Origin of the sequence: Streptomyces sp. NPDC007162, assembly GCF_040634175.1 — a bacterium.
Lineage (GTDB): Bacteria > Actinomycetota > Actinomycetes > Streptomycetales > Streptomycetaceae > Streptomyces.
This window is the reverse complement of the sequence record NZ_JBEYFC010000025.1, coordinates 1-12,038: the sequence shown is the minus strand read 5'-3', so window position 1 is coordinate 12,038 and position 12,038 is coordinate 1. Positions and strand designations below refer to the sequence as shown.

The 12,038-nt window shown below is 72.8% G+C and carries 8 protein-coding genes; 2 read left to right on the top strand and 6 right to left on the bottom strand.

The features are described from left to right. Positions 1-466: 466 nt before the first annotated feature. Positions 467-1,627 carry a hypothetical protein gene (locus ABZ646_RS05190; protein ID WP_360513110.1) on the bottom strand — a complete coding sequence of 387 codons (1,161 nt, stop codon included), beginning with the start codon at positions 1,625-1,627 and terminating at the stop codon, positions 467-469. Positions 1,628-1,813: 186 nt separating this feature from the next. Between ABZ646_RS05190 and ABZ646_RS05185 the strand changes: the two genes are divergently transcribed. Continuing rightward, positions 1,814-2,845 carry an LAETG motif-containing sortase-dependent surface protein gene (locus tag ABZ646_RS05185; RefSeq protein ID WP_360513108.1) on the top strand — a complete coding sequence of 344 codons (1,032 nt, stop codon included), beginning with the start codon at positions 1,814-1,816 and terminating at the stop codon, positions 2,843-2,845. Between the two features lie 114 nt (positions 2,846-2,959). On the opposite strand, the gene ABZ646_RS05180 is transcribed toward ABZ646_RS05185, so the two are convergent. From ABZ646_RS05180 to ABZ646_RS05170, 3 genes are all read right to left on the bottom strand, one after another. Further along, positions 2,960-4,738, bottom strand: coding sequence for a GMC family oxidoreductase (locus ABZ646_RS05180; RefSeq protein ID WP_360513106.1), 1,779 nt, complete (start codon positions 4,736-4,738; stop codon positions 2,960-2,962). Positions 4,739-4,845: 107 nt separating this feature from the next. Further along, positions 4,846-6,471, bottom strand: coding sequence for a succinic semialdehyde dehydrogenase (locus tag ABZ646_RS05175; protein WP_360513104.1), 1,626 nt, complete (start codon positions 6,469-6,471; stop codon positions 4,846-4,848). A 104-nt stretch (positions 6,472-6,575) separates the two neighbouring features. Further along, positions 6,576-7,490 carry a serine/threonine-protein kinase gene (locus ABZ646_RS05170; RefSeq protein ID WP_360513102.1) on the bottom strand — a complete coding sequence of 305 codons (915 nt, stop codon included), beginning with the start codon at positions 7,488-7,490 and terminating at the stop codon, positions 6,576-6,578. Positions 7,491-7,623: 133 nt separating this feature from the next. Here ABZ646_RS05170 and ABZ646_RS05165 point away from each other — a divergent pair, with 133 nt between their 5' ends. Then, the gene (locus ABZ646_RS05165; RefSeq protein ID WP_360513100.1) at positions 7,624-9,537 is read left to right on the top strand and encodes a glycosyltransferase family 2 protein; all 1,914 of its coding nucleotides are present in this window, start codon (positions 7,624-7,626) and stop codon (positions 9,535-9,537) included. Positions 9,538-9,567: 30 nt separating this feature from the next. On the opposite strand, the gene ABZ646_RS05160 is transcribed toward ABZ646_RS05165, so the two are convergent. Together ABZ646_RS05160 and ABZ646_RS05155 are read right to left on the bottom strand one after the other, a co-directional pair. Beyond that, on the bottom strand, positions 9,568-11,172 hold the full coding sequence (locus ABZ646_RS05160; protein WP_360513098.1) for a serine/threonine-protein kinase: 1,605 nt from the start codon (positions 11,170-11,172) through the stop codon (positions 9,568-9,570). A 94-nt stretch (positions 11,173-11,266) separates the two neighbouring features. Continuing rightward, positions 11,267-11,893 (bottom strand): hypothetical protein, encoded by a 627-nt coding sequence (locus ABZ646_RS05155; RefSeq protein WP_360513096.1) that lies wholly within the window; start codon positions 11,891-11,893, stop codon positions 11,267-11,269. Positions 11,894-12,038: the final 145 nt, after the last annotated feature.

Below are 12,038 nucleotides of genomic sequence, written 5' to 3'. Positions count from 1 at the left end.
TGCGTCGTGGGACCTCGCTCCAGTCAAGTGACCGGACGGCAGGGGACAGCAGCCCGGTCACCCAAAGACGGCCGGCTCCGGGGACGCCCGGGGCCGACCGGCGGAAAATTGCAAAAATGCACAAGGGCTGGGTCAAACGGTTGCGGAGGCCGCGGACATCCAGCACGATGCAGAGAAGGCCACCGAGGCCTTCACAGTTCCCAAGTCCCAGTTCAGGCAACGGTATTGCCGTGTGCCGGCCGTCCGCCAAAGGTCGGGACCTGCCGTACGTCCCGAGCGCGCCGGGCGCCGACCCGAGTACGGACGGTGGTACAGGGCACAGAGACCAGCGGCGCAACCCCCCGGCGCCGCTTCCAGGCACCGGCGCTGCCCTGACGTCGGTGCTGACCGAAGAAGGGCCCCGCGGCTCCGTCCCGCGGGGCCCTTCGCCTGCTGCGGAGACCCACGTCGCGCGAGAGCCCCCGGGTCACGTACGGCTGACCACGTTGCACCCCTTCGGCGCCTCGTCGAGGGCGCGGCTGCGGTCGTACGGGTCGATCGAGGGACCGGTCGGGTCGGCGCCGCCGGTGGACGCCTGGGACGGGAACTGCGGGTGCAGGTAACCGTCGTGGACGCCGCAGGACGAGTTGCCGGCGGACTCGTCGTAGCGCAGGAGGTTCAGCCGGCCCGGGGTGACCCGGTAGTGCGCGGGGTCGGAGAGTTCGGTGTCGACGACGCGGCGCACGATGGTGCGGGCGACCTCGGTGGAGCCGTCCGCGCGCACCACCGGGTAGACGAAGGTGTAGTCGGCGTGCACGGCGACGCCCTCGAACTTGCCCTTCTCGAAGGTGATCCGGCCGCGCACCTTGACGACCTTCCCGGCCGGCCGTATCTCCTTCGCGTCGAAGCGGCTGAAGAGGAACAGCGGGTCGTGGGTCCTGCTGGGGTCGCGCAGTGAGGTGTTCAGGTCGTCGAGCACGCCCGGCTGCTGGGGGTCGAGCACCGAAAGCGCGGTTTCGGGGCGGCCACCGGCCACCACCTCAGGGTTGAGGTTGGCGTCGACCAGCAGCTTCTTGGTCTGCTGGAGGGCCAGTTCGACGCGGGCCTTCGGGATCACGCCGAGCGCGGTGGCCTTCGGCAGCACGATGCCGGCGGCGCCGTCGGCCCAGCGCAGCGCCGGTGAGCCGGCGAACGGGTGGGCGAGGGTGGGGCTGCCCGGGGCGGCCGCGGAGGGTGGGGCGGTGGGCGCGGCGGTCTCGGCGGGCAGCGCCGAGGTGGCCGTGTCCGGGTCCGAGGACGTGCCGGTGAGCGAGCCGAGCGGGTCACCGGGGATCAGGGACGGCCGCATCGCCACGACGGCCACGGCGATCGCCAGCGGCACGCCGACGAGTGCCCATCCCTTACGGCGTCTGGCCGCCCGCCCGTTCATCTCCTGCCAGGCGGGGCCGGTCCGCCACCCCTCGGGCTCCCCCTTGCGCCCCTTGAGCCGCTCGGTCACCTCGCGCGCCCGGGCGGAGGGCTCCTTCGGAGCGGACTTGCGGATGTCCCGCTCGGTGTCGCGCATGAACTGTTCCCACACCTCGTCGGGCAGGGAAGAGGAGGACGACGGCTCGTCCCCCGACGACTGCTCGGACCGTCTGTCAGACATGGCACTCTCTCGCTCGGCCGCTTGACGGGGGTGAGAATAACCACCCCACCGAACGACGAAGTGAAGTGACGACCGTCACATAAGAATTCTGTGAATGCGGAGGCAACCATTCACAGGATTCACCGGTCACATCACCGGAACCAGCGGTTACATCCGCCCGCCGCACCTGAGTCAACGGGGTCCTTCATGAAGCTTCGTCGCGCCATGGCCGCGGCAGCCGCCACGGCTGCCCTCGCACCGCTCGCGCTGCTGTCCGCACCGGCCGCGTTCGCGGAGGACACCGCGTCGCCGACGGCGACGGAGAGCGCGCCCAGCGAGATACCCAGCGAGCCCGCGTCTCCCACCCCGTCCGACTCCCTCCCGCCGAGCGACAGCGCGTCGCCGTCCGAGTCCGCGTCGCCCTCCGCCCCGCCCAGCGACAGCGCGAGCCCCAGCGCCTCCGCCTCTGCCTCCGCGTCCGCCTCGACGGAGCCCTCCGAGTCGGCCGAGCCCAGCGAGGACCCGTCCGACCCGGACGTGCCGTACTGCGAGGACCTCGACGAGAACTTCGGCAACGCCAAGGTGTCCGCCGACATCAAGGGCCTGCCCGGCAAGATCGTCGCGGGCGACGGCTTCCACGCCTTCAAGCTGACCGTGACGAACGAGTCGAAGGCCGACGTCGACGGCGTCGCCTTCTACGCCGAGATCGAGAACTACGAGCTGGACGAGTCGAAGTACCTCAGCCCGTACGTCGACCTGGAGTTCAAGAACCCCGACAGCGGCTCCTGGGACCGGATCGGCAGCGACGACTGGGCCGGCGACTACTTCTTCTACGTGGAGAAGCTGAAGTCGGGCGCGAGCAAGTCGGTCGACCTGCGCGTCTCCATCGACGCCAAGGCGCCCGCCGGTGACGCCTACTCCTTCGGCTCCGGTGCCTACCTCGACAAGGTCGACGGCCAGGACTGCATCGCCGAGGGCTGGGCCCAGTACGACTTCACGGTCCTCAAGGCCGGCTCGTCCAACCCCGACCCGGGTACCGCCAAGCCGGGCGACAGCGGCGGCAAGGACTCCGTGAAGAAGCCGCAGGGCAACGTCGCCGACCTGCCGACCGGCAACCTCGCGGAGACCGGCTCCAGCTCGGCGCTCCCGGTGATCGGCCTGGTCGGCGGGGCCGCCGTGGTGGCCGGCGCGGCCGCGGTGTTCGTGGTGCGGCGCCGCAAGGCCGGCGCGGACGCATAGGCAAGGTCGCGCCGGCCGCCGCGGCGCGGCGGCCGCGCACCGATGAAGAGGGACCTGGGCTCGGAGGGGGGCTCAGGTCCCTTTTCGCTGCCAGGACGCTCGCCTTCGGGACGGCTACTTCTTCGGCGGTACGGCCGGGATGCCGAGGAACGGCAGCCGCAGGGCACCGAACGCCTCGGCCGGGACCGCCGGTTCGCGCGGCTCCACCGGCCGCAGGCGCCGGTACGCCTCGCCCTGCCGCGGACGCGGGTCCGGCTCACCCTTGTTGGGCCAGTACGACATCGCGCGCTCGGCCTGCGCCGTGATGGTCAGGGACGGGTTCACCCCCAGGTTCGCGGAGACGGCGGCGCCGTCCACGACCGAGATGCCCGGGTGGCCGTACAGCCGGTGGTACGGGTCGATGACCCCGGTCTCGTGGGAGTCGCCGATCGGGCAGCCGCCGAGGAAGTGGGCGGTGAGCGGGGTGCCCATCAGCTCGCCGACGTTGCTGCCGGCGAAGCCGTTGATCTCGGCGGCCAGCACGGTGGCCACCTCCGAAGCCGCCCTGATCTGCTTGGGGTTGGGCGCGCCGTGCCCCTGCCGGGCGGTGAGCAGGCCCTTGCCGACGCCGTCCGGTTTCAGGTACGTCGTCAGGGAGTTGTCCAGCGACTGCATGACCAGACCGATGATGGTCCGCTCCGACCAGCGCCGGTTGGAGAGCGAGCGCAGCACGAGCAGCGGATGGCGGGCAGCGTTCGCCAGCCAGCCGAGGACCCGGGAGGAGCCCTCCGCGTAGGGCACCTGGAGGATCGACAGGCCGCCCATCGCGTTCGAGCCCTTGCCGTACCGGACCGGCTCGATGTGCGTGTTCTCGTCCGGGTGGATGGAGGACGTGATCGCGACGCCCCTGGTGAAGTCGGCCCGCGGGGCGCCGTGCGCCCTGCGGTAGCGGCGGTCGTCGGTCTGGGCCCCCACCAGGGCCTCGGAGTTGGTGCGGGTGAGGTCGCCCAGCCGGTCGGAGAGGTACGGCAGCTGTCCGCCCGCCTTCATCCGGTGCAGGAGGGTCTGGGTGCCGTACGTGCCGGCGGCGACGACGACCCGGCGCGCCTTGAAGACCCGGCCCTTCGCCTTCTTCCTGTCGTCCGTCGGGAGGGTCGCGACCGCGTAGCCGCCCTGCGAGTCGTCGGTGACGGAGACGACGGTGGTCATCGGGTGGACCACCGCGCCCGCCTGCTCGGCGAGGTGCAGGTAGTTCTCGTTGAGGGTGTTCTTCGCGCCGTGCCGGCAGCCGGTCATGCACTCGCCGCACTCGGTGCAGGCGTTGCGGGCGGGGCCCACACCGCCGAAGTAGGGGTCGGCGACCTGGTCGCCGGGCGCCGCCTCGGCCTCGCCGTCGGCGTCCTTGCCGTCGCCGAAGAAGACGCCGACCGGGGCGAGGTGGAAGGTGTCGCCGACGCCGAGTTTCTCCGCGGCGGCCTTCAGGTGGAGGTCCGAGGGGGTCATCGTCGGGTTGAGCCGGACGCCGAGCATGCGCTGGGCCTGGTCGTAGTACGGCGCCAGCTCCTCCTGCCAGTCCGTGATGTCACGCCACTGGGGGTCGTCGAAGAAGGGCTTCGGCGGGACGTAGAGGGTGTTGGCGTAGTTGAGGGAGCCGCCGCCGACGCCCGCGCCGGCCAGGACCATGACGTTGCCGAGGAGGTGGATGCGCTGGATGCCGTAGCAGCCGAGCTGGGGGGCCCAGAGGTAGTTCTTGATGTCCCAGGAGTTCTTGGGGAGGGTGTCGCGGGTGAAGCGGCGGCCCGCCTCCAGGACGCCTACGGTGTAGCCCTTTTCCGTCAGGCGCAGGGCGGTGACGGAGCCGCCGAAGCCTGAGCCGACGACTATGACGTCGTAGTCGTAGGTGTCCTGGGGCACGGGTGCTCCTCGTCGAGTTTCGCGTGCGGGTGAGTCGTGGTTGCTCGCGCAGTTCCTCCCCCAGCCTTCGGCCGGGGGGTGCCCCCAGCGCCCCTTCGGGGCGCCTCTCAGCGCAGCCTCAGTGCCTTCATCACCCGGAGACTGGTGCTCATGAAGGCCGCGTACTTCTCGTCGTCCATGCCCAGTGCGGGGGCCATCGGCAGCAGGCGCTGCTGGGCGACGGTCTGCGCCTCCGTGTACTTGAGGATGCCCTCCGAGCCGTGGCGGCGGCCGAGGCCCGAGTCCTTCATGCCGCCCATCGGGGACTGGACGCTGCCGTACGCGGGGGCGTAGCCCTCGTTGACGTTGACCGTGCCGGTGCGCAGGCGGGCGGCGACGGCGCGGCCGCGGCTGCCGTTCTTCGTCCAGACGGAGGAGTTGAGGCCGTACGGCGTGCCGTTGGCATGCTCGATCGCCTCGTCGTCCGTCCTGAAGCGGTAGATCGAGACGACCGGGCCGAAGGTCTCCTCCGTGCAGACGGCCATCGCGTCCTCGACGCCGTCGAGGATGGTGGGCTCGTAGAAGTAGGGGCCGATGTCCGGGCGGGCGGTGCCGCCGGCGACGACGGTCGCGCCCTTCTCGACGGCCTCCGCCACGTGCCGGGTGACCGTCTCCAACTGCCGTTCGCCGACCAGGGAGCCCATGTCGGCGCCGTAGGCGAGGGACCGGCCCAGACGCATGGCCCTGGTGCGGGCGGCGAAGCGCTCCACGAACGCGTCGGCGATCGACTCGTGGACGTACAGCCGCTCGATGGAGATGCAGAGCTGGCCGGCCGAGGAGAAGCAGGCCCGGACCGCGCCGGCGGCCGCCTTCTCGATGTCGGCGTCGTCCAGGACCAGCATCGCGTTCTTCCCGCCGAGTTCGAGGGAGACGCCGACCAGGCGGGCCGCGGCGCCCTGGGCGACCTCGCGGCCGGTGCGGGTGGAGCCGGTGAAGGAGACGTAGTCGGCGTGCCGGACGACCTCGGGTCCGACGACCGGGCCCTCGCCGAGGACGACCTGGAAGACGTCCGCGGGCAGGCCGGCCTCGATGAGCAGGTCACGCGCCCACAGTGCGGTCAGGCAGGTCTCGGTGTCCGGCTTCATGACGACCGCGTTGCCCGCGACGAAGGCGGGGAGGGCGTCGCCCACGGAGAGTTCGAGGGGGTAGTTCCAGGGGGCGATCTGCCCGACGACACCGCGCGGGTGCCGCAGTTCGGTGACCTTGGTGAGGGTCGGCATGGCGCCGGCGTGCCGCTTGGGCCGGAGGTAGGAGGGGGCCTTGCGGCCGTAGTGGCGGGAGGCGACGGCGACGGCCTGCACCTCCTCGTGGGCGTGCAGGCGGGCCTTGCCGGTCTCCAGCTGGATGAGGTCGAGGACCTCGGCCTGCCGCTGGAGGACCAGGTCGTGGAAGCGGAGCAGGACGGCGGCGCGCTGCCGTACCGGCACCTTCGCCCACACGGCCTGGGCGGCGCGGGCCGCTTCGTAGGCCTTCGCCACGTCCTCGGGGGTGGACTCGGGGAGGTCGGCCAGCTTCTCGCCGGTGAAAGGCGTGTGATTGGCCGTGCGTCCCGAGCCGACGACGCCCTTGGTGAGCTGGGCGACCAACTCGGGCGTGACCACGTCGGCGGCCGTTCTGGCCCCTACGGGGGCGGGGGCGAGGGGGTTCGTGCCGGTGGGGGCCGGTGCGTGCGCCGGGGCCTGCGAGTCCGTCATGTGCCGCAGGGTATGCGGCGGCGGGGCCTTTGGGTACCCGTGGGTAACCCGGTTTCACGGAGAACACCCACGCTGCCAGTGATCACTGGCAGCGAATGCGCTGATCAGGAGGTGGGGCGGGGACGATCAGCGCGCTCCGGTTTTTTGGCGAGGAGCAGGCCGAGGGCGGCGAGGGGGGTGAGGCGGCGGGGTTCGGCGGCCTCCGGGTCCGGTGCGGCCGGGGGCGCCGGGGAGGGGTCCGGAGCGGGCGCGGGCGGTGCCGGGGGCTCGGTGACCCACTGCGGAAGGTCCACTCCGGCGGCCTGGGCCAGCACCTCGGCGGCGTCCGCGGCCGACGGGCGGGCCTCGGGGTCCGGCGCGAGGAGTTGTTCGAGCAGCTTCCCGAGAGCGCCGTCCGCGCTGCCCGCGGCGGCACGGAGCAACGCGCCCAGGGACCACAGGTCGGAGGCCGGCCCGGCGGCCCCGCGCTCCTCGCCGTACTCCGGGGCGGCGAAGCCGCCGAGACCCTGCCCCGAGCCGGTGCCGAAGTCGGTGACGACGACGCGCTCGCCGTCCGCCGCCAGGAGCACGTTGGACGGCTTGAGGTCCCGGTGCACGATCCCGACGCAGTGGGCGGCGTGCAGCGCGCCGAGGACGGCGAGCCCGATGCGGGCGGCCTCGGCGGCCGGCCGCGGCCCGTCGGCGGCCAGGACCCCGTCGAGGGACCGCCCTTCCACCAACTCCATGACGGTCCAGGGCAGTTCGCCGTCGAGGAGTACGTCGTGAATGGCGACGGCGGCCGGATGGTCGACGCGGGCGGCGGCGCGGGCCTCGTGCAGCAGGCGGTGGGCGGCGCGCTGCCGTTCCTCGTCGTCGGCGCCGCCGGGCAGCCGCGGCTCCTTGACGGCGACGTGCCGCCCGTCCTGCTCGTCACGGGCGCGCCACACGGTGCCGGCCGGCCCGGTGCCGATGGGCCGGGCGAGCCGGTAACGCCCGCCGATCAGACGTCCCTCGACCGGCCGTTCGCCGTCTTCGCTCATGTCACATGAGTACCTTGCGCACCATGCCGTTGTCGAAGCGGCGCGGTCACAGGGCCGTGGGCCGGCGCGGGCACCGCCGCCACCGGACGACGCGCCCCGATCCGTCCCGCGACCGGCCGGTAAAGTCCCAGGAATGCCGAGAGTCAAGGTCAGCGTCATCGTTCCCACCTACAACACCGGGAAGTACGTCGACGAGTGCGCGCCGTCGCTGCTGGGACAGAGCCTGCCCGCCGACGAGTACGAGGTCATCTACGTCGACGACGGCTCGACCGACGACACACTGACCCGGCTGGAGCGGATCGCCGGCGAGCATCCCAACGTCCAGGTGCACACCCAGCCCAACTCCGGCTGGCCCGGCGCCCCGCGCAACCTCGGGATGCGGCACGCCAACGGCGAGTACATCCAGTTCGTCGACCACGACGACACGCTCGGGCCCGAGGCCCTGGAGCGGCTGTACGAGCACGCGAAACGCAACGACGCCGACGTCGTCCTCGGCAAGATGTCCAGCACCATGGTCCGGCCCCGCCGCCTGTTCCGGCACACCGTCGACACCTGCACCATCGAGAACGACGAGCTCATGCAGAGCATGTCGCCGCACAAGATGTTCCGGCGGGCCTTCGTCGAGGAGCACGGCCTGCGCTTCCCCGAAGGGCCGTGGATCCTGGAGGACCTGCTCTTCGTCAGCGCCGCCTACCTCAAGGCCGAGCGGATCTCCGTGCTCGCCGACTACCCCTGCTACTACTGGATGAAGCGGGACGACGGCGGCAACAACACCCAGCACCGTTTCAACCCGCGGCACGGCTTCTGGGCCAACACCCGCACCGTCGTCCGCCAGATCAAGGACGGCACCCGGCCCTCCGACGACCTCGACGCCCTCCAGAACCGTCTCCTGCACCGCATGTACCACGTCGAGGTCCTCTCCCGTACCCGCGAGCCCGAGATCCTCCGCGAGGACCCCGCCGAGCAGCGCGCGCGGTTCGAGGCGGCCCGCGAGCTGGCGGTGACGGAGTTCCCCGCGGCCGTCCGCGAAGGGCTGCCCGCGGTCTCCCGGCTCCGTGCCGCACTCCTCGAAGGCGGCGACTTCGACGGAGCCGTCGCCCTCGCCGAGCGCGTCCGCCAGGTCACGGCGCGTTGCGAGGTCGGGACGCCGGCCTGGGAGGACGGCCGTCTCGTCGCCGACGTCACCCTCGGCCTCGTGCGCGGCGACGGCGAGCCCCTCGTCCTCGTCGAACGGGACGGAAAGCAGTGGCTCGACCCGGAGCTGCTGGCCGGGGTGCCGGGGACCGAGGACGGCTGGGAGGTCCGCGATCCCTTCCGGCTGGCCTACGCCGAACTGGTGGTCAAGGACCGGGACCGGGAGGACTGGTGGTACCCCGAGGGCGACCTGGAGGTGGGTCTCCGGCCGCTCGGCGACGGGCGCGGTCAGCTCGTCGCGGCCGGACGGCTGCGCCTCGATCCCGAGCGGCTCGCCGGTGGGCGGCCGTTGGAACGCGGGGTGCACGACGTGTGGGTGTATGCGCAGCTGCTGGGCATCGACCGGATGGTGCGGGTGACGGGCGGGGGCACGCCGGGGAGCCCGGCCGCCGGTCCGGCGGTGACCGGCGGGCGGCTGGCGCTGCCGTACTGGACGGGGAGCGGCCAGCTGGCCCTGGACATCGACCAGCGGCAGCGGAAGGTGGGGGCGGACACTGCGGAGGCGGCGGCGGCGAACCCGGCGCGCGGGGAGGGGTCTTCGCTCGCGCTGCCCTACGTCGCGGCGGCGACCGGCGCTCCGGCCCGGATCAAGGTCGGCGTGGGCACGGTGACGGTGCAGGCCGAGCTGGTCCCCGAGGCGGGGACGGCCCGGCTGCGGCTGCCGGCGCGCCTGCAACTGCCCACCGGCCGGCATCCGGTCACGTTCCCGAAGGCGTCGGCGCCGATCGCGTACGCGGTGGTCAGGGGCGGTGCGGTGCAGCGCCTGGAGGGTCCGTCGTACCGGGCCCGCCCGACGCGCCGTCTCATGGACGCGGCGACGGACGGCCTGCGGCGCGTGCGGCGCACGTCCTGAGCGGTCCGGTCTCCTGTTCCGGCCCCTCGCTCATCCCGCCGCGAACGTGTCCACCGCGACGTCGAAGTACTCCCGCGCCTCCCGCACCTTCCCGACCGGAGCCGACACCCACACGTCGTACAGCCGTCCGTTCTCCTCCCAGCAGAGGTCGTAGGTGTGCCGGGGCCCCTCGGTCGCGCTGAAGCCCTTCCAGGTGAACTCCCAGAACGCGGCCGGGTGTCCGGAGTGGGTGGTGTCGGTGACCCGGCCGTCGTGGTAGCCGGGGTTGGTGCTCGGTCCCTCGGCCGCCGCCCGCCGCATCACCGTTCCGGGTCCGCCCGTCGGCGACTCGGACACCTTGATGCCGAGCCGGAAGGTCTGCCCCGGCGACAGGTAGAAGACGCGCTCGCCCTGCGGATCGCGGGTGAAGCCCTCGGGCACGGCCAGCGAGAAGCCGGCCGGGTCCTGCGCGAAGCGGTAACCGGAGGGCGCGGTGCGGTTGCCGGTGGCCGGCGGGGCGGGGGAAGCGGGCGCCGAGGAGGACGACGGGGCGGGTGCGGCGGTCGACGTGTAGGAGGCGGAGACGGCCGTCGTGGCGCCGGGACCCGGCGTACCGCCGTCCCCGCCGCCGTGGAACAGCAGCGTCGCCGCCGACACGCCCGCCCCGGCCACCGCGGCGACCAGCAGCGCGGCCACCAGCAGCCCGCGCGTGGCGGAGGAGCGCGGCGCGGCGCCCGGCACCGGCGGCCGTGGCACGTCCCGCTGGGTCGGCGTGTACGACACCACGCCCGCGCCCCCCGTCGGCGCCGGCGCCACCACGGCCCCCGTGTCCAGGTACCCGCGCAGCATCCGCTCGGCCTCCGCCGCGCCCAGCCGCCGCTCGGGATCCCGCTCCAGCAGCCCTCGTACGACGGGCAGCAGCGGCTCCGCCTGGGCCGGTGGCCGGATCTCGTCGGAGACCACGGCGTGCAGGATCCCGCCGAGCGAGTCGCGCCGGAACGGCGACTCGCCGCTGAGCGCCGCGCACAGCAGCGCCCCCAGCGACCACAGGTCGGACGCCGGGCCGGACCGGGAGCCGGACATCCGCTCCGGCGCGGTGTACTCGGGCGAGCCGACGAAGGAACCGGTCTCGGTGAGCGTGGTGGCGCCCGACACCTGGGCGATGCCGAAGTCGGTGAGCACGACCCGCCCCGTACCGGCCTCGACGAGCACGTTCGCCGGTTTGATGTCCCGGTGCAGCACTCCGGCCTCGTGCGCCGTGCGCACCGCGCCGAGCAGGTCGGCCCCGATCCGCGCGGCCTCGGCGACGTCCACCGGGCCGCCCCGGGAGATCCGGTCGGCGAGCGAACCGCCGTCGATCAGCTCCATGACGATGTACGGCCGTCCGCCGTCCTCCACCACGTCGTGGACGACGATGATGTGCGGGTGGTGCAGCTGCGCGACCGCCTGCGCCTCACGCAGGGTGCGGTCGCGGCGCAGCCGCGCGTCGTCGTCGGAGAGGGTGTCGTCGACGGTGAGCTCCTTGACGGCGACCTCCCGCCCCAGGAGCTGGTCGGTGGCCCGCCACACGACGCCCATGCCGCCGCGTCCGAGCCGCGCCCCCAGGCGATACCGCCCCGCGACCAGACGTACGGCGTCGTCCCCCGGATTCACCATGAGGCCCATGATGCCGCACCGGACGCTCGGCTTCCGGACTGCGTCCGGCCAAGACGCACGGCCGATGCGCCCGGGCGGGGTGCCCGGTGGCGGCTCAGCCCGACGTCCCCGGATCCCAGGTCTGCAGCACCCACTTGAACTGCTTGCTCGCCGTCGCCCAGTCCTTCGCCGGCGACGACATGTAGATCGCGTACTCGACGCCGTCCCGCGAGTAGTACGTCTCCTCGATCGCGCGGCGCGGCCCCGGCACATAGGGCGGGTCCTTCTTCAGCGCGGTCCAGGTGTACTCCCACACCGCCCCGGGCCGGTCCCGGTACAGGTTCTTCTCCATGGTCACGCGGTGGTAGTCGACCAGCTTGTGCAGCTGCTGCTCCAGGTCCTCCTGGTGCGCGAGCGCGTCGGAGAAGTCGGGTGAGCTGTCGACGGCGATGCGCACGAAGTGCTTGCCGTCGTCGGGCGTGTAGTCGATCTGCTTGAGGTCGCCGTCGATGCCGTAGACACTCCGCTTCCAGCCCTTGGGCAGGGAGAGGCTGAAGCCGAGCGGGTCGTGCTTGGTCACCCAGTCGGTGGGGACCGCGCCGTCCGGGGTCGAGGTGGCGCCCTGCGAGGACGAACCGGACGTGGCCGGCGCGACGTTGCCGGAGTCGTCCTGCCGCTGTCCGGAGTCCCACTTCTGCAGTGCCACGGCCGCGCCACCGCCGATCAGCGCGGCCAGGGCCACGACGAGCGCGAGCGTGCGCAGCCGACGCCGCCGTGGCTGCGCGGCGGCGGGCGCCCCGCCGCCCGGCCCCGCAAGAGCAGCAACAACAGCAATAACGCGAGGTTGCCCGCCCACTCCCCGGGGCGGCGCCCCGCGATCAGCCGGG

Excerpts from the sequence above, each read along its gene's own strand:
- ABZ646_RS05190 (WP_360513110.1), bottom strand. The coding sequence starts at position 1,627 with ATGTCTGACAGACGGTCCGAGCAGTCGTCGGGGGACGAGCCGTCGTCC.
- ABZ646_RS05185 (WP_360513108.1), top strand. The coding sequence starts at position 1,814 with ATGAAGCTTCGTCGCGCCATGGCCGCGGCAGCCGCCACGGCTGCCCTC.
- ABZ646_RS05175 (WP_360513104.1), bottom strand. The coding sequence starts at position 6,471 with ATGACGGACTCGCAGGCCCCGGCGCACGCACCGGCCCCCACCGGCACG.
- ABZ646_RS05170 (WP_360513102.1), bottom strand. The coding sequence starts at position 7,490 with ATGAGCGAAGACGGCGAACGGCCGGTCGAGGGACGTCTGATCGGCGGG.
- ABZ646_RS05165 (WP_360513100.1), top strand. The coding sequence starts at position 7,624 with ATGCCGAGAGTCAAGGTCAGCGTCATCGTTCCCACCTACAACACCGGG.
- ABZ646_RS05160 (WP_360513098.1), bottom strand. The coding sequence starts at position 11,172 with ATGGTGAATCCGGGGGACGACGCCGTACGTCTGGTCGCGGGGCGGTAT.